This is a genomic window from Vibrio sp. TAP-3B, from assembly GCF_057784735.1.
The window spans coordinates 339,294-363,620 of record NZ_CM173496.1; the positions used below are offsets into that span (position 1 = coordinate 339,294).

22 protein-coding genes, 1 tRNA gene and 1 pseudogene are annotated in these 24,327 nt (G+C 44.2%); 10 read left to right on the forward strand and 14 right to left on the reverse strand.

Annotated features, from left to right (window positions below; genetic code table 11):
* Positions 1–12: 12 nt before the first annotated feature.
* Together AC3D28_RS15990 and AC3D28_RS15995 are read right to left on the reverse strand one after the other, a co-directional pair.
* A complete protein-coding gene (locus tag AC3D28_RS15990; RefSeq protein WP_098414151.1) occupies positions 13–549 on the reverse strand; it encodes a cytochrome oxidase biogenesis cluster protein in 537 nt (178 codons plus the stop codon).
* A pseudogene (locus AC3D28_RS15995) lies at positions 546–1,381 on the reverse strand (SURF1 family protein). The gene AC3D28_RS15990 and the pseudogene AC3D28_RS15995 overlap by 4 nt, the downstream one beginning before the upstream one ends.
* Here AC3D28_RS15995 and AC3D28_RS16000 point away from each other — a divergent pair.
* A complete protein-coding gene (locus AC3D28_RS16000; RefSeq protein WP_179885589.1) occupies positions 1,329–1,565 on the forward strand; it encodes a DUF2909 family protein in 237 nt (78 codons plus the stop codon). The pseudogene AC3D28_RS15995 and the gene AC3D28_RS16000 sit on opposite strands and share 53 nt — an antisense overlap.
* Positions 1,566–1,589: 24 nt before the next feature.
* Here AC3D28_RS16000 and AC3D28_RS16005 read toward each other — a convergent pair whose 3' ends face one another.
* The 4 genes from AC3D28_RS16005 to coxB are packed head-to-tail and all read right to left on the reverse strand — an operon-like array spanning position 1,590 to position 5,878.
* Positions 1,590–2,474: a cytochrome c oxidase subunit 3 gene (locus tag AC3D28_RS16005; RefSeq protein WP_488536656.1), complete on the reverse strand. Its 885-nt coding sequence runs from the start codon at positions 2,472–2,474 to the stop codon at positions 1,590–1,592.
* Positions 2,475–2,520: 46 nt separating this feature from the next.
* On the reverse strand, positions 2,521–3,060 hold the full coding sequence (locus tag AC3D28_RS16010) for a cytochrome c oxidase assembly protein (protein ID WP_488536657.1): 540 nt from the start codon (positions 3,058–3,060) through the stop codon (positions 2,521–2,523).
* Positions 3,061–3,080: 20 nt separating this feature from the next.
* Positions 3,081–4,718 (reverse strand): cytochrome c oxidase subunit I, encoded by a 1,638-nt coding sequence (gene ctaD / locus AC3D28_RS16015; RefSeq protein WP_488536658.1) that lies wholly within the window; start codon positions 4,716–4,718, stop codon positions 3,081–3,083.
* Complete coding sequence (gene coxB / locus AC3D28_RS16020) at positions 4,715–5,878, reverse strand: cytochrome c oxidase subunit II (RefSeq protein WP_488536659.1); 1,164 nt, start codon at positions 5,876–5,878, stop codon at positions 4,715–4,717. The genes ctaD and coxB overlap by 4 nt, the downstream gene beginning before the upstream one ends.
* A gap of 328 nt (positions 5,879–6,206) precedes the next feature.
* On the opposite strand from coxB, the gene AC3D28_RS16025 reads away from it, so the two are divergent.
* Complete coding sequence (locus AC3D28_RS16025; protein ID WP_488536660.1) at positions 6,207–7,901, forward strand: phospho-sugar mutase; 1,695 nt, start codon at positions 6,207–6,209, stop codon at positions 7,899–7,901.
* Between the two features lie 97 nt (positions 7,902–7,998).
* On the opposite strand, the gene AC3D28_RS16030 is transcribed toward AC3D28_RS16025, so the two are convergent.
* Both AC3D28_RS16030 and AC3D28_RS16035 read right to left on the reverse strand, forming a co-directional pair.
* On the reverse strand, positions 7,999–8,421 hold the full coding sequence (locus AC3D28_RS16030; RefSeq protein WP_488536661.1) for a GNAT family N-acetyltransferase: 423 nt from the start codon (positions 8,419–8,421) through the stop codon (positions 7,999–8,001).
* A 79-nt stretch (positions 8,422–8,500) separates the two neighbouring features.
* Complete coding sequence (locus AC3D28_RS16035) at positions 8,501–9,133, reverse strand: LysE family translocator (protein ID WP_098414157.1); 633 nt, start codon at positions 9,131–9,133, stop codon at positions 8,501–8,503.
* Positions 9,134–9,362: 229 nt separating this feature from the next.
* Here AC3D28_RS16035 and AC3D28_RS16040 point away from each other — a divergent pair, with 229 nt between their 5' ends.
* The 3 genes from AC3D28_RS16040 (at position 9,363) to AC3D28_RS16050 (ending at position 11,290) form a co-directional block, all read left to right on the forward strand.
* Positions 9,363–10,190, forward strand: a complete 828-nt coding sequence (locus AC3D28_RS16040) for an AraC family transcriptional regulator (RefSeq protein ID WP_488536662.1) — start codon at positions 9,363–9,365, stop codon at positions 10,188–10,190.
* A gap of 78 nt (positions 10,191–10,268) precedes the next feature.
* Positions 10,269–10,979 carry an AzlC family ABC transporter permease gene (locus AC3D28_RS16045; RefSeq protein WP_488536663.1) on the forward strand — a complete coding sequence of 237 codons (711 nt, stop codon included), beginning with the start codon at positions 10,269–10,271 and terminating at the stop codon, positions 10,977–10,979.
* A complete protein-coding gene (locus AC3D28_RS16050; RefSeq protein ID WP_488536664.1) occupies positions 10,979–11,290 on the forward strand; it encodes an AzlD domain-containing protein in 312 nt (103 codons plus the stop codon). The genes AC3D28_RS16045 and AC3D28_RS16050 overlap by 1 nt, the downstream gene beginning before the upstream one ends.
* Here the strand turns inward: AC3D28_RS16050 and AC3D28_RS16055 are convergent.
* Complete coding sequence (locus AC3D28_RS16055) at positions 11,287–11,901, reverse strand: fumarylacetoacetate hydrolase family protein (protein ID WP_488536665.1); 615 nt, start codon at positions 11,899–11,901, stop codon at positions 11,287–11,289. The genes AC3D28_RS16050 and AC3D28_RS16055 overlap by 4 nt on opposite strands.
* 334 nt (positions 11,902–12,235) lie before the next feature.
* Between AC3D28_RS16055 and AC3D28_RS16060 the strand changes: the two genes are divergently transcribed.
* On the forward strand, positions 12,236–13,207 hold the full coding sequence (locus AC3D28_RS16060; protein ID WP_488536666.1) for a porin: 972 nt from the start codon (positions 12,236–12,238) through the stop codon (positions 13,205–13,207).
* 401 nt (positions 13,208–13,608) lie between these two features.
* On the opposite strand, the gene AC3D28_RS16065 is transcribed toward AC3D28_RS16060, so the two are convergent.
* Positions 13,609–15,465, reverse strand: a complete 1,857-nt coding sequence (locus tag AC3D28_RS16065; protein WP_488536667.1) for a DEAD/DEAH box helicase — start codon at positions 15,463–15,465, stop codon at positions 13,609–13,611.
* A 410-nt stretch (positions 15,466–15,875) separates the two neighbouring features.
* Between AC3D28_RS16065 and rnb the strand changes: the two genes are divergently transcribed.
* Positions 15,876–17,855, forward strand: a complete 1,980-nt coding sequence (gene rnb, locus AC3D28_RS16070) for an exoribonuclease II (RefSeq protein ID WP_488536668.1) — start codon at positions 15,876–15,878, stop codon at positions 17,853–17,855.
* A 94-nt stretch (positions 17,856–17,949) separates the two neighbouring features.
* Positions 17,950–18,759, forward strand: a complete 810-nt coding sequence (locus AC3D28_RS16075; RefSeq protein WP_488536669.1) for an AraC family transcriptional regulator — start codon at positions 17,950–17,952, stop codon at positions 18,757–18,759.
* Positions 18,760–18,803: 44 nt separating this feature from the next.
* Here AC3D28_RS16075 and AC3D28_RS16080 read toward each other — a convergent pair whose 3' ends face one another.
* Positions 18,804–19,157, reverse strand: a complete 354-nt coding sequence (locus tag AC3D28_RS16080) for a DUF3024 domain-containing protein (RefSeq protein WP_488536670.1) — start codon at positions 19,155–19,157, stop codon at positions 18,804–18,806.
* A 241-nt stretch (positions 19,158–19,398) separates the two neighbouring features.
* Here AC3D28_RS16080 and AC3D28_RS16085 point away from each other — a divergent pair, with 241 nt between their 5' ends.
* Positions 19,399–20,226, forward strand: a complete 828-nt coding sequence (locus AC3D28_RS16085; RefSeq protein ID WP_488536671.1) for a phosphate ABC transporter substrate-binding protein — start codon at positions 19,399–19,401, stop codon at positions 20,224–20,226.
* A gap of 62 nt (positions 20,227–20,288) precedes the next feature.
* On the opposite strand, the gene AC3D28_RS16090 is transcribed toward AC3D28_RS16085, so the two are convergent.
* Positions 20,289–20,969, reverse strand: a complete 681-nt coding sequence (locus AC3D28_RS16090) for a MaoC family dehydratase (RefSeq protein WP_098414167.1) — start codon at positions 20,967–20,969, stop codon at positions 20,289–20,291.
* Between the two features lie 330 nt (positions 20,970–21,299).
* On the opposite strand from AC3D28_RS16090, the gene AC3D28_RS16095 reads away from it, so the two are divergent.
* Positions 21,300–21,390 (forward strand) — tRNA-Ser (locus AC3D28_RS16095).
* A gap of 564 nt (positions 21,391–21,954) precedes the next feature.
* Here AC3D28_RS16095 and AC3D28_RS16100 read toward each other — a convergent pair.
* Positions 21,955–22,572 (reverse strand): hypothetical protein, encoded by a 618-nt coding sequence (locus AC3D28_RS16100; RefSeq protein ID WP_488536672.1) that lies wholly within the window; start codon positions 22,570–22,572, stop codon positions 21,955–21,957.
* Between the two features lie 706 nt (positions 22,573–23,278).
* Positions 23,279–24,322 (reverse strand): GMP reductase, encoded by a 1,044-nt coding sequence (locus tag AC3D28_RS16105; protein ID WP_098414169.1) that lies wholly within the window; start codon positions 24,320–24,322, stop codon positions 23,279–23,281.
* Between the last annotated feature and the right edge of the window lie 5 nt (positions 24,323–24,327).

The window sequence follows — 24,327 nt, forward strand, 5'->3', positions numbered from 1 at the left end:
ATGTGCGCCTCCCTAACCGACTCGTGACAGTTTTAAGAGTTTGCGTAAATCCGCCAGCATACCTTTGTTGAACGAAACTAAATCTTCATTCGGTTTCGGCGTATAAGACATCACCAATTGCCCCAAAGGGTCAACGATTAACATTTGTCCGGGTTTCACTTTGGCGGTAACCGATTCATTCATTTGCATTGCCGTCATCGATATATCTACGGTATCTGACAGCTCCGTCTGCCAAAGTACCGGCACCACTCGTTCTTGATATTTTCCTAAAGCAACATGGCTTTGCTGAAGCAGGTAAAGCTGCTGCCTACATTGTTCTGTGCACTCATTAGGTAAAACATAAGCGAGTTGCCACCCGTGTTCCCTAAGTGGCGAGTCTTGGCCAAGCTGGTCGAGTGTCGTATATGGCTCAACTAACACGCCTCGATTGGTCACACCGCTTTGGTACCATCCTTGGGAGAGAATAACTTTAGCGATGACGGCAGGAAGCGCAAACATACACACCAACGCAATCAACATTAGCCGCCCTTTGGTTACTTTAGATGTCATGCTTCACCTCCATGTGACGCAACTTTCTTTGCCAACGAACAAAAACAATTAAGGTCAATAATAAGAAAACGCCCGCCATCGAAAACCATTGAATCGAATAGCCGAAATGTTTGGCGCTGTTGAGCGGCAATGGGTTCCAAGGAAAGTCGTAAGGCCAATTTTTCAGATTGTCTGGCTGCAAGACTGCGGGCATAAGTTCAATATTCAGTAGCTGATTCAATTGCGCGATGTTCAGGTTCTGCACGCGAATGGCATCGCCAACTTCCGGCATTAATTCTGAGCTCAGCGGGTTGGCAGATTTTCGGTACAGGCGTCCCGTGATAAAGGTCGGCGCATCGAGTTTTGTGACTTTTGGTAACAAAGAGCGGTCCGACGTTCCTTCAACGAACCCCAGCTCCAATAACGCATACGTGCTGGGCTCTTCAACAATCGATACCACCTGAAACGCCAAATACCCTACGCTCCCTTGGTACGTTTGGTTATCTAGCAAAATCACTGGCAACGGCTCGGGAATAACGTCTGCTTTCACTTTTGTTCCGATAATACTGCCTTCGCGCCAGTCGTTTTCTTCAAGAACCATGCCTAACCTTTGATAGGCATTATCTGCTCGCGCGAGAATGGCTTGTTCCAACGCCTGCTTTTCTTCTCCTCTCTCGAGTTGCCAAAAACCCAATTTGACCAATAGAGAAAACACAACCACAGTTAAGCAAGTCGCGATCCACAACCACTTCGATAACCATAACCGTTTCGAACACAACCACGATGAAACCGGAGATGTTATGTCCACCGTCTTTCTGTTCAAACTGACGCTCGTCCTTTTGCTACTTTTCATTATCTTCAACCTCGCCAAAGCGCTTATCGAAATGGTTCGTGAAGACCCAGATCACCCAGAAAAAAGAAACAAACCGATGAGTCATTATTTAGGTCGACGCGTCATGTTTTCCGCTTTGGTTGTTATCCTTCTGCTTATTGCGCTCAGTTCTGGCTGGTTGGCTCCTAATCCCCGCCCTTACTAGTTTTATGAGTCTAAAAACAACGCACTACAGCACATAAACAAACACAAACAGACACAGCCAAACCACATCCACAAAGTGCCAATACCAACTGCCCGCTTGGAAGGCGAAATGGTTATTCGGCGAAAAGTGATCTTTGGCGACTCTCAGCAACAAAACGATTAAGAAAATGGTTCCCAGACACACATGCAAACCATGAAAGCCAGTCAACATAAAGAAAGTATTGCCATAAATCCCTGACTGTAACGTTAACCCTATCTCTTGGTAAGCATGGGCATACTCAACCGCTTGGTAGTAGAGGAAAAAGCCTGCTAGCACGATGGTGATTTCTAACCAAACTATCAATGCTGTTCTTTTGTCTTTTTCAAGGCTAATGTGCGCCATATGTAGCGTAATCGACGATAATAACAACAAAATGGTATTGGTAAGAGGAATGCCCTGCCATGGCATCGCCTGCGTCGTTTCACCACTTGGCGTGGACGTGAGCGGCCAAATCGCTTCGAATGTTGGCCACAACACCTCGTTAGTCATAAGGTTGTTGTCTGCCCCTCCCAGCCAAGGCACAGAGATCATTCTGGCGTAAAACAGAGCGCCAAAAAATGCACCAAAGAACATCACTTCAGAGAAGATGAACCAGCTCATCCCTTGGCGAAAAGAGCGGGTAATCTGCGAGCTGTACTTTCCACTCAGTGACTCGGTGATCACGTTGCTAAACCACCCCGCTAGCATGTATAGCAAAAACAAAAAACCAACAGCGAGGACAATTGCACCAATGGTTCCCACAGCCCCTTCACTTTGTGTGCCCTGTACGGTCATACCAGCCCCGACCGCGACTAAAAATAGAGCAAACGCACCGATGATTGGCCAACTACTTTGAGCGGGAACGTAATAGGTTCCTGGCTTGTTACTCATGATTTCTCTCCTTAGAGACGCTCTTTGGTCTGCTCTCCCTGAGTGACTAAGTACCCGTAGGAGGAGGAAGTTTATAGAGTGTATAAGACAGCGTTAACGTGTGTATCGACTCCGGCACGTCTGGTTCGATGTAGAAAATCAACGGCATTTGCGCTTGCTGTTTGCCGTCTAAAGGCTGTTGGTTAAAACAAAAGCACTCAATCTTATTGAAATAGGCAGCCCCATTTCCCGGAGATACAGAGGGCACCGCCTGCCCCACCAGCTTTTGCCCACTCTGATTAAAAGCAAGGTATTCGGTTTGCATCACTTCACCGGGGTGAACATCCATCGAGATAACTTTGGGTTTAAACTCCCAAGGCATATCAGGGCTCACATGAGCCATAAATTCAACGCGAATGGTTCGGCTCATATCTGGCTGCATACCGGTTGGTTGAATTGCAGCCACTTCACTTGTTTTTCCGTTGATCCCCAGTGCGTCGCACATCACGTCATACAATGGGACAAGTGCGTAGCCAAAGCCAAACATCAATAGGGTCGCCAAAAGCAACTTCAGTGTGAGTTTTTTGTTTGATGGATTCGGTTTCATCTCACTCATCCCGTTCGCTTCTAATCAACTTTAGGCGGTGTAGTAAACGTATGATGTGGCGCTGGGCTTGGCACTGTCCATTCTAGGCCTTCGGCGCGCTCCCACGGTTTTGCTGACGCTTTTTCACCACCACGTATACACTTGACCACCAGCCATAAAAAGATTAATTGAGATAAGCCAAATGCAAACCCACCAATCGAAACGATTTGATTCACATCAGCAAATTGAATGGCGTAATCCGGGATTCGCCTTGGCATCCCCGCAAGACCTAGGAAGTGCATGGGGAAGAACAGGACATTGACGGAAATAATCGAGCACCAGAAATGCCACAAACTCAGCTTGTGGTCGTACATATTGCCTGTCCACTTAGGTAGCCAGTAGTAGGCCGCCGCCATGATGGAGAACACCGCACCAGACACTAAAACATAGTGGAAATGCGCCACAACAAAATAGGTATCGTGATATTGGAAATCCGCAGGCACAATCGCCAACATTAATCCCGAGAATCCCCCAATCGTAAAGAGCACAATAAAGGCAATGGCAAACAACATTGGCGTTTCAAAGGTTAGCGCCCCTCGCCACATGGTGGCGACCCAGTTAAAGACCTTCACCCCTGTCGGCACTGCAATCAGCATGGTGCAATACATAAAGAAGAGCTCAGCAAAAACCGGCATGCCGGTGGTAAACATATGGTGCGCCCAAACCAGAAAAGACAACAACGCAATGCTGCACGTCGCGTAAACCATCGAATGATAACCAAACAGCTTTTTACCACTGAATGCTGGGAGGATGGCAGAGATGATGCCAAACGACGGTAAAATCATGATGTACACTTCTGGATGACCAAAGAACCAGAAGATGTGTTGGAACATTACCGGATCGCCACCACCAGCGGCATCAAAGAAGCTAGTTCCAAAATATTTATCGGTCAGAACCATGGTCACCGCACCCGCTAATACCGGCATAACCGCGATCAACAAGAAAGCGGTAATTAACCACGTCCAAACAAACATTGGTAACTTGAACCACGTCATTCCCGGAGCTCGCATATTTACGATCGTCACGATAACGTTGATCGCCCCCATGATGGAGCTGATCCCCATGATATGCACAGAGAATACAAACAACGCCGTGCTATCAGGACCATACGTCGTGGACAGCGGAGCATAGAACGTCCAGCCAAAATCAGGGCCGCCGCCAGGTAAAAACAACGAGCTCAACAAAATAAGAAATGCAAAAGGTAGAATCCAGAAGCTCAAGTTGTTCATGCGAGGTAACGCCATATCAGGAGCACCGATCATCATTGGGATCATCCAGTTAGCAAGGCCCGTAAATGCTGGCATCACAGCACCAAACACCATCACCAAACCGTGTACCGTGGTCATTTGATTAAAAAACTGTGGATCAACCAGTTGTAGTCCTGGCTGGAACAATTCGGCACGAATGACCATCGCCATTGCACCACCGGTCAGAAACATCGCAAAGCTAAACCAAAGGTACAGAGTACCGATGTCTTTGTGGTTGGTGGAATACAACCAACGAGTGATGCCTTTTGGAGCGTGATGATCATGGGCATCATCAATTACAATGGTACTGTTCGCACTGGCTTGTGCTTCGGCTGGCGCAGACTTCACCGCCTTCTCTATTGGCTTACTCATATTTCCTCCTTGGCACTGCCTTGTGCCTTAAAGGCATTCACGTCGGAGGCTTGCACGGTCTCGCCCGTGTCATTGCCCCACGCGTTTCGTTGATACGTAATCACCGCGGCGATTTCTTTATCACTCAACTGATTAGCAAAAGCCTGCATCGCTGTCCCAGCTTTACCATTCACGATCACATCAATGTGTTCGGAAACCTCGCCCGTCGCGACAGGGCTACCTTTGATAGCCGGAAATGCGCCCGGAATCCCCTCACCATTTGCCTGATGACACACAGCGCAACGCGCCGTATAAACCGCTTCACCTTGCGACATTAACTCATCCATCGACAAGTCTTGAGACAGTGCCTCTTGTGCCGCGGCTTTTTGAAATGCGATGGCTTCTTTCTTCGTCGCGAGCCATTGATCGAACTTCTCTTCTTCCATCGCATGCACCACCACTGGCATAAACCCGTGAGCACGACCGCATAACTCCGCACATTGACCGCGATATACCCCTGGCTCATCAATTCTGGTCCATGCTTCATTAATAAAACCTGGGATGGTGTCTTTCTTGACGGCGAAATCCGGCACCCACCAAGAATGGATCACATCGTCTGAGGTCATCAAAAAACGCACTTTGCGGTTAACAGGTAGGACCAACGGATTATCTACTTCCAGTAAGTAATGCGCGCCTTTTGCCTCAATACCATCGATTTGCTTCTGACTGGTGGCAAGTAAACTGAAGAACTCAACATCTTCACCAAAGTAACTGTAATGCCATTTCCATTGCGACCCTGTGATCTTAACCGTGATATCCGATTGGCTTGTATCTTCCATTGCGACTAAAGTTTTCGTTGCGGGGATCGCCATGGCAACAAGAATGATGATGGGTATGACCGTCCAAATAATCTCCACTTTTGTACTTTCGTGGAAATGTGCGGCAACAGATCCTTTTGATTTGCGGTGGCGAATGATCGAATAGAACATGACACCAAATACAATCAAGGCAATAGCACAGCAGATATAGAAAATCAGCATATGTAATTCATACACTTGCCCGCTTATCGCAGTGACCCCTTTGGTCATGTTGTAATCATTGTCTTTTGACCAACCGTAAGTAGAAAACGTGATAAATATCACGTTCAGTAATAAGGCTAGAGTAGTCGTTAATCTTCTCAAAAGATCTCTCCTCTGCTCAGCCGCTACGCTTGAGCGAGCTTCCTTGCTGTCCGATGCAAATATCGAACAAACTTACGAAAAATCACATAAACTACGATTTCAATACGATTTGTTATATTTATGTTAAAGGCTAGTTATAGTTCAAAGGTTCTTCAAGAAATTAAATGTGATTAAATTTTGTGCACACAACAAAGAATAAATTCGTTTTATCGATTGCCCTCTTTGCAACGTAATTGAGAACCATTTACATTAATTAAATGAAAACATTGAGATACTTTTAGACAAAGTGTCCTAACCAGTAGGCTTCCCCTACTAAGGAATGACTGATATGACCGCTCTAATTACGCAATGGTTAACTCGAGATCCTGACCCTAAAACTCGTGAAGAACTACAACACCTCGTCGATACTAACAACGAACAAGAACTCTCTAATCGCTTTGGGTCTCGTCTCGCTTTTGGTACCGCAGGACTTCGCGGAAAAGTAGGGGCGGGTCCAAACCGAATGAATCGTTTGGTAATTCAAGAAACTGCCACTGGCCTAGGTCACTACTTGCTTGAGCAAGTGAAAGACACTGCAAGTCGTGGTGTTGTGATTGGTTATGACGGTCGTCCTGATTCGAAACAATTCGCGCATGACACCGCCTCCGTACTGACTGCGCTGGGTATCAAGGTGTACTTAACGTACGACGTTGCAGCGACCCCAATTGTTGCGTTTGGTGTCCGTACATTGAATGCTGCGGCCGCAGTTGTCGTTACCGCCAGCCACAACCCACCAGAATACAATGGCTTTAAAGTATATTGGGAGAACGGCGCACAAATCATTCCTCCACACGATTCTGGAATCGCAGCAAAAATTGATGACGCAACAACGAAGCCATTACCTTTAATGTCTCTTGATGATGCAAAACAACAGGGTTTATTCGTTTGGTTAGAAGACGACTACTACCAAACTTACCGTAAGGCAATGAACGAAAACGCGCTGCTTACTCCTGATAACAATACCGATATCTCTATTGCGTACACTGCGATGCATGGCGTTGGCGCGAATATGGCGGAAACGCTACTTGCCGACGCTGGCTTTAAAAAAGTGGCAAGTGTTAAGGAACAGCGCGAACCTGATGGCAGCTTCCCAACCGTCAACTTCCCAAACCCTGAAGAAGCGGGTGCGATGGATATGGTGATGGCATTGGGGAAATCTGTCGATGCTGACATCGCTTGTGCCAACGACCCAGACGCAGACCGTTTCGCTGCTGCCGCTAAAAAGACCAACGGAGAATACCAAATGTTGACGGGCGACCAAGTCGGCTCACTGTTTGGCGATTACTTGCTAGAGCAGCAGCCTAACTCTCTGGTTGGCAACACCATCGTGTCGTCACGAATGCTGAGTAGCATCGCCAAAGCGCATGGTGCCCAATACTACCAAACACTCACCGGCTTTAAATGGCTCACTAACGTTGCTATGGAGCAAGAGACAGAAGCCAATCCATTCTTGTTTGCTTATGAAGAAGCGCTCGGTTATACCGTGGGTAACAAGGTGTGGGATAAAGATGGTTTGTCCGCAATCGTCGCGTTTGCCCAGTTAACCGGCAAACTTAAAACTCAAGGCAAAACATTGTGGGACAAACTGGAAGAGCTGTACCGCGAGCACGGTTTCTACTTTAACGCGCAACGCAGCATCGCCTTAGCTCCAAACTCCCCATCAATCGGCGACAAACTCCGTGCTCACCCACCAACAGAGATTGCTGGTAAAAAAGTCGCAATCACAGAAGACTTAAAAGCATCGGTCCGCACGTTTGATGACGGCTTACAAGAATCTATTGATTTACCAGCCAGTGATGTGTTGATTTATCACCTAGAAGATCAATCTCGTGTGATCGTTCGCCCATCGGGTACTGAGCCGAAGCTAAAGTGTTACTACGAAGTCATCAACGACTTTCCTGCTGACATGAACTACGAACAAGCACAGCAAGCAGCCGAAGCGAAGATGAACGAGCTTATCGACGCACATCAGAAAAGCTTGTAAGTCAAAGAAAACATAAATATTTGATACAGCAAGAGGCGCGAGTACGCGCCTCTTTTTGATCTTCACTAAAGCAATACAAGCGAAATGGTATTTACCTCTAGCCTACAATTTCTTTTTGCAGAAAATACTTGTGGATGCCCTCAGCAGGATAGCCTGAGTACTGCCCCACTTTTTCAAAACCCAATTTGAGATAAAATTCGAGAGCTTGGAAGCTGTAGGTATCCAAATAAACATGGGTAACCCCGTGAGACTTTGCTTGTTGTTCTAGCATCGACATTAACTTGCTTCCGAGACCAGAGGTTCGACTTTCCGCATCTACCCACAAAAACTCAACGAACACCGTATTTTTAAACATTTCGCCGGTCAGACCACCCTGGATCTTGCCATTCTCATCTTTGGCGAAACAACCCACAGCAGTCACTTCCCCTTCAGGCAAGTGCATTTGGTTGTAAGTTCGAATACCTTCGCGCACAGAATCAAGGTCTTTTTGATCTGGATTTAAACAAAATTCAAGCTTCATATATCCTCTCCTTAGGAAACACCAATATCCTAAAACAAAAAGCCAGCAATTGCTGGCTTTCTGATGGAATAGGATAACTTTATAAGGCGAAACTGCTCAGCATCCACAACGCGAGAATAACAAACACTAAACCCATTAGTTTATGTTGGTACGTGCGAAACTTTTCGTTCTCAAGCAACCCTTTGCCTAACGTACCTGCCAGCGCAACAAGCAATAGATTGAATGACAAGCCAAGGACGTTCAACAGTAACCCTAGTGCCAGCATCTGCTCACCAGAAGACGCCGTGATATTGCTTGAGACAAACTGCGGCAAAAACATAACAAAAAATACCAACGCTTTAGGGTTAAGCAAATTACTCATCAAAGCACGTTGATAATAAGTCGATGCCATTTTGTTTTGATTATCAAGTTCTGGAGCCGCTGATGCCTCAGCTCTTAAGCAGTCCCACCCCATTTTTAGCAAGTATGCACCACCTAATAGATGAAGGACTTTAAGGGCGATTGGGCTCATTGCTATCAAGGTTGATACCCCCATCGCAGCAAGCAAAGTAAGAATAACACCAGACGTCGCATTGCCTAAGCTAGCAAACAGACCGACCTTCTTACCGTAACTCATACTAGAGCTCGCGATCAGCAACATATCGGGCCCTGGTAACAGCAACAAAGCCACTACTGCGGTGAGATAAACAGGAAGTACAGATAAATCAATCATGATGGAACCGCTTTTCTACAACAAAGCGGCGAATGTTATACCAACAAAATGACAACGGCCAGCCCAAAATCACCAAGATAATTTAAAAAATAAAAATCATAGTTTGCTAGGACAGCAAATAACAATCAATTCACCTATTTATCAAAATCGGATAGCAATTTTGTACAAAAATAAGCACGATGGATCCGTTACACTTCTAAGATGATTTTCTTGAGCTGACCGGATAAAGATGAAAGAAAAGAATAAGGAAATCGCCACCTTCAAGATAGCTCAAGAGCTCGGCGGTTTAGAGCTTCTCGATGCAAAGTACGAGAAGCAGAATTTCTCACGCCATAGCCACGAGGGTTACACCATTGGCGTCATCGAGAAGGGAGCACAGCAGTTCTTTCGAACAGGCGGAAATCATATCGCGCCACAGGACAGCATTATTCTCGTTAATGCCGATGAAGTACACAACGGGCATTCGGCCTCAGAAGGCGGTTGGGAATACAAAGCAATGTACCCCGTACCACAGCAGTTTCAGACCTTAGGGCAAGAGCTTGGTTCACCAAATGTAGCGCTGCCCTATTTCCCTCAACCTGTGGTTTATGAGCCTGAACTGGCAAATCAGTTGCGATTGGTGTTTGAAACGCTAGAAAAATCAGACAATCGACTACTACGAGAAACTTTGATTTACGGTACGTTGATCAAACTAGCCAGCAAACACAGCACCCACCGTGCACCGCTCAAAGAGTCAACCAGAGCTCAGCGACAAATACAGCTGGTCAAAGAGTTTTTGGAAGACTTCCCGCAAACGGACGTCTCGCTAGAAGAGCTCGCAAAACTGGCTGGGTTAAGCCCTTTTCATTTGCTAAGAGAGTTTCAAAAACAGTTTGGCTTCCCTCCCCATGCTTATCAAATTCAACAACGTTTACGAATGGCGAAGAAGTTGCTCAAACTCGGACAAAAAATTTCAGATGTAGCGCAAGAATGTGGCTTCCATGATCAAAGCCACCTGCATCGACACTTTAAAAAAGCCATGGGCGTCACGCCCGGTCAATACATTCGTCACAGCTAAAGAGCAATTTTGTACAAGGCGTTATGCCGCTAGCACGTTACCTTGATAGCCTGATTTTGGAACAACTAAGAATAAACTATGGACCACACTTTGCCGCTAAAAGAAGAATCAAAAGCTGCGTTATTTTGGCAAGGCACACTTGCGATGATGCCACTGAGTATCGCGGTGTTACCTTGGGGTTTGCTCGCAGGCTCATTCGCGATTGATACTGGGCTTCACCCTTTGGAAGGACAAGCACTATCCGCCATTCTGTTCGCAGGTTCTGCGCAGCTCGTCGCGATGGGGATGATTAAATCGGGGGCAGGCTTGGTGACCATGTTACTAACAACGTTTTTTATCACCTCTCGACACTTCCTCTACAGTGTATCGATGCGCAGTAAAATTGCGCCGCTTCCTCTTAAATGGCGACTGTCACTCGGATTCTTACTCACTGACGAGCTGTTTGCGATTATAGGTCATCATTCCGATAAACAATTTAATCGCTGGTATGCGCTTGGGGCTGGTTTGAGTTTTTACCTGTTTTGGAATATCGCGACACTGACGGGCATTGTTGCGGGGAGCCTGCTCCCTGAACTTAACGAAATGGGTTTGGAGTTTGCTGTGGCCGCGACTTTTATCGCAATTGTAGTTCCGACTATTAAAAATATGGCGGTGCTCGCGAGTGTTGTCGTGGCGTTAGTGAGCTCGGTCGCCCTCACCTATTACCAAGTGGAAGGAAGTTTGATGATTTCGAGCATTTTAGCCATGCTTACAGGCTACTTTGTGGAACAAGTGCAGGAGAAACGTTAATGACCATGTTGTCTATTTTGCTGATGACTGCACTTGTTTTCACCAGCCGCTACTTGTTTTTAGAACCTAAGCTACCTCTGCGATTAGGGACACGTACACAAAAAGTACTCAACTACGCCAGCCCTGCGGTACTCACTGCGATCTGGGCACCTATCGTTTTCATTCCCGATGGGGCACTCAGCGTGAATGTGCAAAACCCATTTTTATTGGCTGCTTTGCTGGCTGCGTTAATCGCGTACTTTACTAAAAATGTTCTTTTAACGACGGTGATCAGCATGGTGGTATTTCTCGTTCTGCGAATTTGGCTTTAATCCGCCACCCACTCAATCTCCAACAGGGTGACATCACCACACTTTAATCGTCCAAGGAAGATGTCACCTTGATGCACCTCACCAACACCTTTTGGTGTGCCAGTCATTACCACATCGCCATCTTGAAGTGTTGTGTAACTCGTTAATTCATCCAAGATGGTTAGCGGCGGATAGAGCATCTGGCTAACATGACCTTTTTGTACACGAACGCAGTTAATCAAGAGCTCGAGATTGAGATCATTAATATCAATATTGTCCAAAGAGATAAACCGACTAAACACAGCAGAGCCATCAAACGCTTTAGCGCGCTCCCAAGGCAACCCTTGTTTTTTAAGCGAAGACTGCAAACCACGCTTGGTCAGATCCAATCCCAAACCGACCGCTGAATAACGTCCACCTTTAATCAAAAAACAGATTTCAGCCTCGTAATGAAGGGGCTCTTGATGAAATGAACGCAGAGTTGTTGATACAGAGGTCGCGGGTTTATTAAATACTACCATTTGCTCTGGTATGGCATTATCAAGCTCATGAATATGTTCAACGTAATTTCGCCCAACACAAAGCACTTTACCCACTGCTATTTTCTTTTCTTCAACTTGAATAACGCTCATCGCTCTTCCCTGCAAAACAAAAGCCTCATCATAATCTAACCTATTGACTTGACGACACTAAATCCCGCCATCCAGTGTGAAAAATAAGACACTCACCCCGTTTTGAGTTTTGTATCATCTAATTGAAGCATCAAGCTATTTAACGATGTCATGCACTCAAAAAGCTAACACTTTTCTTGTCATCATAACCTTAAAGGACTCTTTTACTCCCATAAATAAAAATGCAATAAAATCATAACGCAATAGACATCTATCTTTCATTTTCACTGTTTATCTTAACGTCATCAACACATCGGGCAGAGCGCCTATCGATTACAACTAGGGTAATAAAAAAATGAAAAAAGCAGCACTAACTACTGCAATTTTAACAGCATTGGTATCAACACCATCTTTCTCAGCGACAGTATATACAGATGACGATACAGAATTAAAAGTTGGTGGCCGCGTTGAGTTTCGTGGTGATTTTATGGGGTCAGGCGGTGCAGAAGTTGAAGGTTCTATGGAAGACAAAAGCCGCGCTCGTCTTAACCTCAAAGGTAACACTGATATCGGCAACGGCCTTTCAGCATTCGGGGTTTACGAAGCAGAACAAAAAACGGGTAAGAGTGAATTCAAAAATCGCTACATGTACGCAGGTGTTGACTCTGATGTCGGGGCTTTCTCTGTAGGTCGTCAAGACATGGCGGCAGTCATCATCTCTGACATGACGGATATCACGGAATTTTCAGGCGTTCAACAAGTTATCGATTCATCTTCAGATAAGCAAGACAGTATATTTGCCTACCGTGGTGAGTTTGATGCATTACAACTTCAAGCCACTTACCAAGCAAATTCTAATGATAACCAAGACAAATACGGCATCTCTGGTATGTACTCTCTACCCATGGGCCTAGACTTAGGTCTTGCTTACTCTGGTGGTGATGTCGATAAAGACAATTCTGAAGACCAAATTCTAGGTGGTATCGCTTATTCAATGGATAACCTATACCTAGCAGGTACATATTCTCAAGGCTCACTTACTGATGCTGAAGACTTTACGGCTTACGAGTTAGTGGCAAGCTACAAAGTGGCAAGCAAGTTTACACTTGCTGCGCTATATACAGCTCAAGAGAACGATCCAAACAACGGAACAAAATACGACACTACTGAAGGTATCGAACTGGTTGGTTACTACAAACTAAACAGTAACTTCCGTACTTATCTGTCTTACTACATTAATCAACTTGATGAAGAGAAAGACCCAGCAACGAATTTGATTACTGAAGGCGAAGATACATTGCGCTTAGGTGTTCGCTACGATTTCTAGTTCACTCTATCCGAAGAACGAGTCAACATGGTCGACACCTATGTCGGCCATTTTTCCACTAAGCTTTCCCTCATAATCTGCCCTCTTTTGATGCACAGTATCTCTGAGTTAGTGCGTTTCCTTTAACTCTTAAATACTATAAAAAGGAAAATCATTATTAATCAACTGCTTATTTTGTTGGCATGTTAGCTGCAATACTATATATGCAAATGCATGGCAGCGTTTGTACTTCTCGTTCTTTGTTCCTGTTATGTCAGGTACATCCTTTTAATTGGTAATGTCGCCTCCTTCTGGGAGGCATTTTTTGTTCATCACCTTGATATTTTAACCCGTAATAAACAAAAAAAGCCGAGCATTTCGCTCGGCTTTTCAGATATCAAATATTATTACAACACGCTAGATTATGCGTCTGGTGTGCGACGACCACGACCACCATGGCCACGTTCACCACGGTAATTACCACGATGATCACCACCACGGTTACGATCGAAACGACGTTCACCACCTTCACGGCGAGCACCATCACGATTACCGTCGCGGTTGCCACGGAAGCCACCATCACGACGACCACCGCCACCATCACGGCGACCACCACGAGACTCGCGGAAATCATCAAAGTCACATACAACAGCACCGACATCTTGTTGACGGATACGTAGCTTACTTAGCTTGTTGGCTGCGTCAGACGTCATTGCTTTTGGCAGCTGAACAAATGTATGACCTTGAGCTAGCTTAATCGCACCGATAGAGCCTTTGCCGAGACCAAGTTCGTTTGCTAGAGCGCCAACGATGTCTTTAACTTGAACACCTTGCTCACGACCAACTTGTAGCTGGTAAGTATCCCAATCTTGATTGTTAGTGCTACGACCGCTACCGCCACCTTCGCGACGATCTTTACGACGCTGTTTATCACGCTCAATCGCTTCAACCATCGGATCTTCGCCAATGTAGAACAGAGGACGTTTTCCTTGTTGACGCTTAAGAAGCATTGCAGCAAGCATTGTAGGGTCGATATCTAAAGACGTTTGTAGCTTCTCTACAAGGTCAGTAAATTTGTCTAGCGCTTTGTGCTCTTTCTCAGCTTCAAGTTCAGCACCTAATTTTGCAAGACGAGCTTCCGCGACTTGGTCACGTAAAGGAAGCTGGAGTTCTTCCATTGATGACTTAGTGACACGCTCGATAGTGCGAAGCATGCGAATTTGGTTAGTGCGAACTAGAAGGATTGCTTTACCTTTACGTCCAGCACGACCAGTACGACCGATACGGTGAATGTATGATTCAACATCAAACGGGATATCGTAGTTAAATACGTGAGTAATACGCGAAACGTCAAGACCACGTGCAACAACATCAGTTGCTACTAAGATGTCAATAACACCTTGTTTAAGGTGATCAACAGTACGTTCACGTAGAGACTGAGGAATATCACCATGCAATGCCGCCGCTTTAAAGCCACGTGCAGATAACCAGTCAGCTAGGCGCTCGGTATCTTGACGAGTACGTACGAATACGATTGACGCATCCGTTTCTTCAGTTTCAAGAAGACGAGACATTGCTTCATCTTTCTCTACACCTTTCACTACCCAGAACTGCTGTTGAACTTTATCTACTGTGTGGTTTTTACCAGCAACATCAACCATGACAGGATCACGGAGGAAACGCTCAACAATCTTTTTAAGCATCGGAGGCATAGTTGCAGAGAACAAAACACGTTGTGCAGAAGAAGGAGCATGCTCCATGATCGCGGTGACGTCTTCAACGAAACCCATGTTAAGCATTTCATCCGCTTCATCGAGTACGAATGTGTGTACTTCATCTAGGTGTAGACGTTCACGATTGATTAGATCTTGAACTCGGCCAGGTGTACCAACAATAACTTGTGCACCACTCTTGAGCGCACGCATTTGATCAACGATAGAAGCACCACCGTAAATCTCTAAAACTTTAAGACCTTTGATATTTTTACCAAGGTTCTTCATTTCTGCTGCAACTTGAATCGCTAGCTCACGAGTTGGAGCAAGTACGATTGCTTGCGGTTTACGTTGGTTGAAATCGATCTTGTTTAGCAGAGGCAGAGAGAACGCTGCCGTTTTACCTGTACCTGTTTGTGCTTTGCCCAGCGCGTCAGCACCTTCCAATAGGTGTGGAATTGCCGCAGCCTGAATTGGAGTTGGAGACACGAAACCCATTCCGTCTAGAGCAGAAAGGATAGAATCATTCAGAGATAAATCACTGAATTGAATAACAGAATCTTGCATTGGGATCCTACTTAATTAAACTAAAAAACAGCCCCATATGCTCTTCCAATTCGATACTGATCCATCCAGTGACTGATTCCATTCAGACGGGAAACAGCACAGTACACAACCGCGATAAGCCATTAGGGACGACTAAGGGTGCGGATTATTCCCTAAAAGCACAAAAAAAGCCAGAAAAAATTGAATTGCATCACAATTTATTCTCAATATTGACATTTTTAGCATGTTTTTCCGCCACCCCACCACTTCCTGCAGAAAATATAACCAACCGCTAAGCCATTTATCAAAAAAACCATCTTCGTTGAGCGGCTAAGTTAGGCAAAATTCATAGCGAAATTGAACTCCACAGGTAGTAATAATAGCTCGCAATGATTATAGTGTGTGCAATTCCATTGGTAAGTTAAGAAAAGATGTTTCAAGATAACCCACTACTAGCTCAGCTTAAGCAGCAAATCCAAGAACACCTACCTAAAAAAGAAGGTTCAATCAAAGCAACAGATAGAGGCTTTGGCTTTTTAGAAGTGGACAGTAAGACCAGCTTCTTCATCCCACCAACGTACATGAAAAAGTGCATCCACGGTGACAAAGTTGTCGCTATTATCCGTACTGAAAACGAACGTGAAGTTGCAGAACCGCAAGAACTGTTAGAACAGTCACTCACGCGCTTTATCGGTCGAGTGAAAATGTTTAAAGGCAAACTAAACGTTGCACCTGATCACCCTCAGCTCAAAAAGTTGTCTTTAAAAGCGAAACTTAGAAAAGGCTTGAAACCTGACGAGTTCGCCGAAGGTGACTGGGTTGTTGCTCATTTGATTCGTCACCCACTAAAAGGTGATAACACTTTTTTCGTTGAAATATCTGAAAAAATTACCGATGCAAATGACAAAATCGCACCTTGGTGGGTAACACTTGCACAAAATGACCTACCGAATTCCGAGCCAGCAGGCATCGAACACTGGGAGCTAAAAGACGACGCCGCATTAGAACGGGTTGACATGACCCATGTTCCTTTTGTAACTGTCGATGGCGAATCAACCAAGGATATGGATGATGCGCTGTATGCGAAAAAAACAGAATCTGGTGACTTCGAACTGACGATCGCGATTGCTGACCCAACTGCTTATATCACACCTGAAGATGAGATGGATAAAGTAGCGCGCGAGCGTGGTTACACTATTTACTTACCGGGTCGTAACATCCCGATGCTACCGCGAGATCTCGCTGATGACCTTTGTTCTTTGATTGAAGGCGAAGTTCGCCCTGCCCTTTGCTGTACAGTTACTGTAAGTAAAGACGGCGTGGTTGGTGACGACATCAATTTCTTTGCTGCAAACATCAAGTCTCACGCTCGTCTTACCTACGATCACGTCTCTGATTGGCTAGAGAACGGTAGCTCAAACGTATGGCAACCATCAGAAGAAATCGCCGCTATCGTGCGCGACCTGTACGACTTCTCCCTAGCTCGGGCTAACTGGCGTGAGAAGAATGCTGTTGTGTTCCCAGATCGCCCAGACTACCGATTTGAACTGAGTGAAGACAACGACGTGATCGCAATTCATGCAGACATGCGCCGCAGTGCAAACCGTCTTGTTGAAGAATCGATGATCACAGCAAACATCTGTGCAGGCCGTATACTACGCGACAAGTTCAAAACCGGTGTATTCAATACTCATGCTGGCCTAAAAACTGAAAAGATTGAAGAAGTTGTGCAGTTAGTTAACCCTGAAGGTACTCTAGAATTCACTGCAGAGTCGCTCGCTACATTAGAAGGCTTTGCAGCGCTACGTCGTTGGTTGGCGCTACAAGAAACGTCTTACCTTGATAACCGTATTCGCAAGTTCCAAACATACAGTGAAGTTGGTAACCAGCCACTTCCTCATTACGCTATGGGTCTGGATATTTATGCGACTTGGACATCACCGATTCGTAAGTACGGCGATATGATCAACCACCGCATGTTAAAAGCAGTTGTTTTGGACAAAGAGCCAGTACAAAAACCGGACGATCAAGTTGGTGAAGAGCTTGCTTTGCATCGTAAGCACCACAAAATTGCAGAACGAAATGTTTCTGATTGGCTATATGCGCGTACACTTGCAGATGAGCCGAGCAAGCAAACTTGTTTCACAGGTGAGATTTTCGATATTAATCGTGCAGGTGCACGTGTCCGACTTCTCGAAAATGGCGCTGCAGCCTTTATTCCTGGTGCACTAATTCTTGATAATAAAGAAAGGATCGAGTGCAATGGCGACAACGGTACCATCTCCATCGATAAAGAGGTGATATACAAACTCGGTGACACCTTGGAAATCGTCTTAGCAGACGTAAACCAAGAGAACCGTAGTTTAGTTGCAAAGCCAACCCAGGTATTTGCTGAACAACCAGCGACATAAGCAGAACAAACTGTAAGTGAATAATACCGAATGAAGTGAAAGGCGCTCTTATGAGCGCCTTTTTTATTTGTCATATAACAACGAAAGAACGACTATGCCGAACATTGAGATCATTCGCTTTAATCACTTTACTGCGCGTAAAAGTGAACGTTATCCAGCAACACATAATGGCATATATGCCGTAGAAGCAGGCACCTTATTAGTTCAGCAACCTAGTGGAGAGCTATTCGAACTAAAAGCAGGGTACTTCACTCTTTATAATTCAGAAGACTTACGCAGTGCCGAAGCGATTTCCGGTAACCATGGTTTTAAAGCAGTGGCATTGGTATTTGACCCAAGCCTATTCTGTGACTTCAAGAAAGCGCATCCGCTACTGCGTTCTGAAACGGAACAAAGACGCTTTTATCCGTTTTCACTCCAATCTAATCGTGAAATGGCGCAGCTCAAGAGTACACTGATAGAACTTGCGAGTCGTAATGCACCTGACTACACGCAAAAACACGTTGCAATGGCGTTGATATCTTTAATGGTTGAGGTTGAGCCGAATATCCTCTCGATCATTGATGATGCAAGCAGTCTTAGTGACTCTCAAAAAGCCATTAAGTACATCGAGAACAATATCGATAAAGATGTCACTCTGGAAGGGTTAGCGGCTCACATGAATATGTCTATCGCTACTTTAAAACGTCGACTCGCAGCGGAAAACCTGTCGTTTTCTCAAATATTAAAAGTAAAACGGATCAACCATGCTGCAACGCTGTTACGCCTGTCACAGAGGTCTATTACAGATATAGCGTTTGAATCTGGCTTTAAGAGTGCTGCTCATTTTAGTACCGCTTTTAAATCGATTTACGAGATCACACCAAAAGGCTTTAGAAACCAGATAGTTAAACCAAAAACCTAACATTAACTAGAGAATCAAAATGGTGTCGTTCGAGTCAGGTCTCACTATTCCCAAAAACACGCTTGGGGATCATTCTCAAGTTCGGTAAAAAAGTCTTCTAGCTTTTTACTATATGGTAACGGCTTATAGGGAATCCATCTCAGCAGATCATAACGGTAAGTCGGCACATAGAAATACCAACGTTGGGTGCTAGCATCAAATAAGATCTTAGCAATAGGAGAAGTATATTCACTATGTTGAGAGTCCAAGAGGAAATGTGCTCGATAAAGTTCAGCGCCGTTTTCAACAAGCTCATAAAGACACTTTCCCTGTTCGACTGGCAAATTAACATTACGCGTGGAACAGAACGACTGAACTAATTTGTATAAACGGCTAGTCGCCATTTGAGACACTGACATCAACGCTCTCCTGATCGTTAGTTGTTAGTATACACCCTAGCTCCGATAAAAGCGGAGCACTTACTCGCATTCTCACCTCTAGGCAGGTTATCATCTCATCCATATCGGAAACGCTACACACATCACCCATTTGCCTTGCCATTAATTAATGCAATGTCTGAAATGACGCCCCTATATTCACAAAAGTGTAACTTCAACACCATATCATAAACGCTGTTTTATACTGTATATGGAGTTCAATATGTTACGTTTTATTGTGGCAACCTTACTGACCATTGTTGTTTCCCTTTCTTCTGTTGTTGCAAAAGAAATTAACATTTCGGGCTCAACCTCAGTTGCCCACGTAATGGATATACTCGCAGAGGAATACAATAAAACACACCCAGATGATTACATTGCAGTTCAAGGTATCGGCTCTAGTGCTGGTATTACACTGGTAAACAAAGGTGTGGCGGAGATAGGGATGAGCTCTCGTTACCTTACAGAAAGTGAAAAAGGTGAAGACCTTAACGTTTTGCCTATCGCGTATGATGGCTTAGCTATTGTTGTAAACCGTACAAACTTTGTAGAAAACCTATCCCAACAACAACTGTTCGATATCTATAAAGGCAACATCAAAAACTGGAAAGAAGTTGGCGGTGCAGATCAACCCATCGCAGTAGTCACTCGTGAAACGTCTTCTGGCTCACGTTACAGTTTCGAAAGCTTAATGGGACTCACTAAAATCGTAAACAATCGTTTAGTGTCTGATATCAGCCCCAACAATTTAGTCGTGAATAGCAATAGCATGGTGAAAACCATCGTAAATCATAATACCCGCGCTATCGGGTTTATTTCGGTCGGTTCGGTTGATCACTCAGTAAAAGCGATTCATTTTGATGATATTGAGCCAACCTCAGCCAACATCGCAAATCATAAGTATAAATTGGCTCGTCCGTTCTTAGTTTTTTACAAAGTGAATAAGATTGGTAAAGCAGGTAAAAGCTTCCTCGCTTTCCTAAGATCAGAGCAAGGCCAAAAAGCAATTGCTGATTACGGCTACACTCCCGTCAAGAGCTTTAATCAATAGACACAAAAAAGAGAGCACTTTGATGCTCTCTTTTCGACCCATTCGGTTACGTCATAGCATGTTTAGAAATGCAGTTGAATTACGGATATCACAACGGCCCCCGGTCGACGTATACCTTCAATTTCCACTTTAATTTCACGCTCAATTTCTAAACCTTTCTTAATGGGCGTTACTTTTGTCAGCGTGCTCACTGCGCGAACGTTATTACCCGCCTTCACTGGGTAAGGAAATCGAACTTGATTCAACCCCAAGTTCACAACGAGCTTCGCTGTCGGGAACATTGGCTTGTCAGGATCAACCGAGTCGGTCAACTTAGGCAATAACGCTAACGTTAAAAAGCCATGGGCAATTGTCGTTTTAAATGGAGATTCTACCGAAGCGCGCTCAGGGTCAGTATGAATCCATTGCATATCTTCTGTCACAGCACCAAACTGGTTTATACGCTCTTGAGACACATGAACCCATTCACCTGTATGAATGACTTCGCCGATCTTTTCACTTAATTCTGCATAAAGTTTTTGAGCTTCTGGTGCCATTACGATCGGTGCAGGTTGAGGTCCAACTTCCTCGTTAACCGCTGGTAGTTGATAATCACGAATCTTTGAGAAAAGAAAGCTACTTTGAGCCTTTCCCAAAAAGTCACTCCAATAATCACGTAGCGTTGGAGACATCCAATTCATAAACTCTGATTGATGAGCAGAAATCGCATCAACTTTGTTTTTAAATAGATTTGTGACCTTCATAAGTACCCTTAAAAATTTAAGCACAACTGGCTATACCAGTTAATTTTGAATTAGTTCACAAACTGTTGCAAATACTTTCGGGCGAACACATGTATTCTCAAAGGTGATATTTACTTAAATTTCAAAAACATAGGAATAAAACACCATTTTATTGATTAACCTCATGATAAAGTAAAAGCTCTACCTATTTATATTTATATCGTTGGCTGTATTTTTCTCTATCTCCACACTGTTCAGCGCCTCCCCGATTACAAAATAAGCAAACAACACTTCTATTCTTAATCAGTACTTTACATGATCGGTAACAGTCACTATTATATTTTCCACAATGGAGAGATGGCTGAGTGGTTGAAAGCACCGGTCTTGAAAACCGGCGTACGTTAATAGCGTACCTAGGGTTCAAATCCCTATCTCTCCGCCAATTTTAAGCCCTTGATTTATCAAGGGTTTTCTCATTTTAGAACCAGCCAAATGTCACCTCACACAAGTAAGTGATATATATATTTAATAAGACTAGATTCTGGCGTGTTTTATACACGTATTCCTACACCAATTTCATTACAAAAGTCTCTTGGTTATCCGCAAGAAGTTCGCTACTCATTGTGAATTAAATATTTAGTCATCAGTAACTTTGATACTTCACTATCTTGGTCAATAACGGCAGTGCTACGAAGTAATTTCTTGATGACCTCTTTCTCAACATCTCCAGCTTCTTCATATTTCTGCAAAGCCACTTGCTGAAGCTGTTAGTAGTAAACTCTGTATTGTTATAGGTACCATCTACAAATGGATATAATTCAAAAATCATCTTTTATATACTTCTTTGAAATCCCATTAAATGAGTTTTATTCGCACCGTTCCTTTGATAATTGATAAACACGCCGTTCACGTAAAATATTTTCACTTTATCTACGTTTTCCTCACAGGATGCTGCGTAAGAAGAGCGAATAAAAAAGTGTGATAAATATTGATGCTAATCCTTTATTCATTTTGAAACCCCTTCTAAGAACTTATCACAATCAATTTCAGTCACTACTGGGTCATTCCCTTGTAACGATTTATAGAGCTTGGTAGAAGCTTCTCTTTTCGCAATCGCACGATCTAAAGTGTCAAAGTACAAATCAATTGGATTTAAAAACTCTGGGTTTTCCATCTTATAGACATCAATACAGTACTGTAGAACAATACCATTCGTTGCCATTAGTTGTGCATCTTCAACGGTGATTTCAATGTCATTTTCACTAAACTCAAGTAATTTTCCAAACTCCCTACCTGCTTGAGTTGCTAATGCAATTTCTTTCGATTCCGTGTAGCTTTCCTCAATAGTAACGGCATAATCATCTCGTAGGCCATCCCCATCAGTGTCTTCCCCAATAATGTTTGTATCATCTGGGTCAGGGGTTGGCGTTGGCTTTACTATCGTATTGATATCTAAGCGCTGCCACTCTGAAGAGGTGTTAGGAATTGCATTAGTATTCCACCATTTAGCAATATCACCAGATTCATAAACTGCATTCTTATCCCACTCATCTGCAGAGTAAGCAAGCGTGGGCATGAGAACAATCGCAATGAACGATATGATTGCTATTAATTTTGTTTTCATAAGTTCCCTTTGAAAGTATATTTCTACGTTTTCTTTTGAAGATGAATCACTGACCTCATCAATTTTGACCTCATATTTATTGAGTATTCGAACGGTATCCCTGAATTGTTTAAAGTTACCTCTGAATTGATTGTATGTAAGAAGGTTTGATTGGCTTCGAGCGTTATGTGAACTACTTTATTTTTCATAGAGGCGTCTTAGGTAATCATTTTTCCATCAAAGTGTTGACCCATATTTTTGATCTTGATGGTTTCATTACCTGAATCGATTCCAATAGGATTAGGTAGCAACGATTCAATTCTTAAATTAGGGGTACCACATTTAACCGGAGAGTTAGGAACATAAGTGTGACGCTTCCCGTTGATAAAATATCAAAATCGAATCGGTTGAGCACAAAATCAAACAATACTTGGCTCAAAATCAACATGATAGCAAGCATCACACTCTAGAGTAGACTCTACCGTGATCCTCTTTCCCATCTTTGCACTTGCAAAGCGATGAATATTCTTTCCACGAGATTTCGTTAGATTGCGAGTGGGCGTATCAAATGCATGCTCTAAAGCAAAAATAGTCATTGCCGAGAGCGTTAGTAGGATGGACATAAAATTGCCTCTTCACGGAAGAGTCGTAAACTTACAGAAGTCTAAACCATGCAGAGGCAATATAAATTTATTTTTGTATCAAAAAGTTACAAAATTCAATTGATTTATTCTTTACCGAAAACGTTGTTCTCTTGCTCTTGTACACGAATGAACGTGGTGCGCTTAGTGAGCTCTTTAAGCTTTGCAGCGCCTACGTACGTGCAGGTTGAGCGAACGCCGCCAAGGATGTCTTGAATCGTGGCGTGAACACTACCTCGGTATGGCAATAGCACGGTTTTACCTTCCGCGGCGCGATAGCCTGCAACACCACCAGAGTGTTTGTTCATCGCATTCTTAGAAGACATGCCGTAGAACTTCATGAATCTTTCACCGTCTTTCTCGACGACTTCACCACCAGACTCTTCGTGACCAGCCAGCATACCGCCAAGCATGACGAAATCTGCACCACCACCGAACGCTTTAGACACATCACCCGCACATGAACAACCGCCATCACCAATAATCATACCACCAAGGCCGTGAGCTGCATCGCCACACTCGATGATTGCAGAGAGCTGAGGGTAACCAACGCCGGTTTTCACACGGGTTGTACAAACCGAGCCAGGGCCAATACCTACTTTAACGATATCTGCACCAGCAAGAATGAGCTCTTCACACATGTCACCAGTGACAACATTACCCGCAGCGATAACTTTATCTGGGAACTCTGTACGGACACGCTCTACATACTCGACCAGATGCTCCGAATAACCGTTCGCGATGTCTACACAAATGAAAATAAACTCCTCCGAAAGTGCCATGATGTCTTTCGTTTTTTGAAAGTCTGCGTCAGACGTACCAGTCGATACCATTACGTTGTTTAGGGTTGCCTTATCCGCTGTTTTTGCAAACTCTGCCCAATCCTCTACTGTGTAGTGTTTGTGCACTGCCGTCATTACACCGTGCTCTGCCAGCGCTTTTGCCATTGCAAAGCTACCAACCGAATCCATGTTTGCTGCGATTACTGGCACACCAGACCATTGACGGCCACTATGCTTGAATGTAAACTCGCGGGTTAAATTTACTTGAGAACGGCTTTTCAGGGTAGAACGTTTCGGGCGAAACAGTACATCTTTAAAACCTAACTTAAGTTCTTGTTCGATACGCATTGTGT

What these genes read in the sequence shown, in the direction of transcription:
- AC3D28_RS16065 (WP_488536667.1), bottom strand. Translation starts at nt 15,465, where the DNA reads ATGCAAGATTCTGTTATTCAATTCAGTGATTTATCTCTGAATGATTCT.
- AC3D28_RS16030 (WP_488536661.1), bottom strand. Translation starts at nt 8,421, where the DNA reads ATGAAGCTTGAATTTTGTTTAAATCCAGATCAAAAAGACCTTGATTCT.
- AC3D28_RS16085 (WP_488536671.1), top strand. Translation starts at nt 19,399, where the DNA reads ATGTTACGTTTTATTGTGGCAACCTTACTGACCATTGTTGTTTCCCTT.
- AC3D28_RS16040 (WP_488536662.1), top strand. Translation starts at nt 9,363, where the DNA reads ATGAAAGAAAAGAATAAGGAAATCGCCACCTTCAAGATAGCTCAAGAG.
- AC3D28_RS16055 (WP_488536665.1), bottom strand. Translation starts at nt 11,901, where the DNA reads ATGAGCGTTATTCAAGTTGAAGAAAAGAAAATAGCAGTGGGTAAAGTG.
- AC3D28_RS16100 (WP_488536672.1), bottom strand. Translation starts at nt 22,572, where the DNA reads ATGAAAACAAAATTAATAGCAATCATATCGTTCATTGCGATTGTTCTC.
- AC3D28_RS16025 (WP_488536660.1), top strand. Translation starts at nt 6,207, where the DNA reads ATGACCGCTCTAATTACGCAATGGTTAACTCGAGATCCTGACCCTAAA.
- AC3D28_RS15990 (WP_098414151.1), bottom strand. Translation starts at nt 549, where the DNA reads ATGACATCTAAAGTAACCAAAGGGCGGCTAATGTTGATTGCGTTGGTG.
- AC3D28_RS16010 (WP_488536657.1), bottom strand. Translation starts at nt 3,060, where the DNA reads ATGAAACCGAATCCATCAAACAAAAAACTCACACTGAAGTTGCTTTTG.
- AC3D28_RS16075 (WP_488536669.1), top strand. Translation starts at nt 17,950, where the DNA reads ATGCCGAACATTGAGATCATTCGCTTTAATCACTTTACTGCGCGTAAA.
- AC3D28_RS16000 (WP_179885589.1), top strand. Translation starts at nt 1,329, where the DNA reads ATGTCCACCGTCTTTCTGTTCAAACTGACGCTCGTCCTTTTGCTACTT.
- ctaD (WP_488536658.1), bottom strand. Translation starts at nt 4,718, where the DNA reads ATGAGTAAGCCAATAGAGAAGGCGGTGAAGTCTGCGCCAGCCGAAGCA.
- AC3D28_RS16005 (WP_488536656.1), bottom strand. Translation starts at nt 2,474, where the DNA reads ATGAGTAACAAGCCAGGAACCTATTACGTTCCCGCTCAAAGTAGTTGG.
- AC3D28_RS16050 (WP_488536664.1), top strand. Translation starts at nt 10,979, where the DNA reads ATGACCATGTTGTCTATTTTGCTGATGACTGCACTTGTTTTCACCAGC.
- AC3D28_RS16045 (WP_488536663.1), top strand. Translation starts at nt 10,269, where the DNA reads ATGGACCACACTTTGCCGCTAAAAGAAGAATCAAAAGCTGCGTTATTT.
- AC3D28_RS16105 (WP_098414169.1), bottom strand. Translation starts at nt 24,322, where the DNA reads ATGCGTATCGAACAAGAACTTAAGTTAGGTTTTAAAGATGTACTGTTT.
- AC3D28_RS16060 (WP_488536666.1), top strand. Translation starts at nt 12,236, where the DNA reads ATGAAAAAAGCAGCACTAACTACTGCAATTTTAACAGCATTGGTATCA.
- rnb (WP_488536668.1), top strand. Translation starts at nt 15,876, where the DNA reads ATGTTTCAAGATAACCCACTACTAGCTCAGCTTAAGCAGCAAATCCAA.
- AC3D28_RS16080 (WP_488536670.1), bottom strand. Translation starts at nt 19,157, where the DNA reads ATGTCAGTGTCTCAAATGGCGACTAGCCGTTTATACAAATTAGTTCAG.
- AC3D28_RS16035 (WP_098414157.1), bottom strand. Translation starts at nt 9,133, where the DNA reads ATGATTGATTTATCTGTACTTCCTGTTTATCTCACCGCAGTAGTGGCT.
- AC3D28_RS16090 (WP_098414167.1), bottom strand. Translation starts at nt 20,969, where the DNA reads ATGAAGGTCACAAATCTATTTAAAAACAAAGTTGATGCGATTTCTGCT.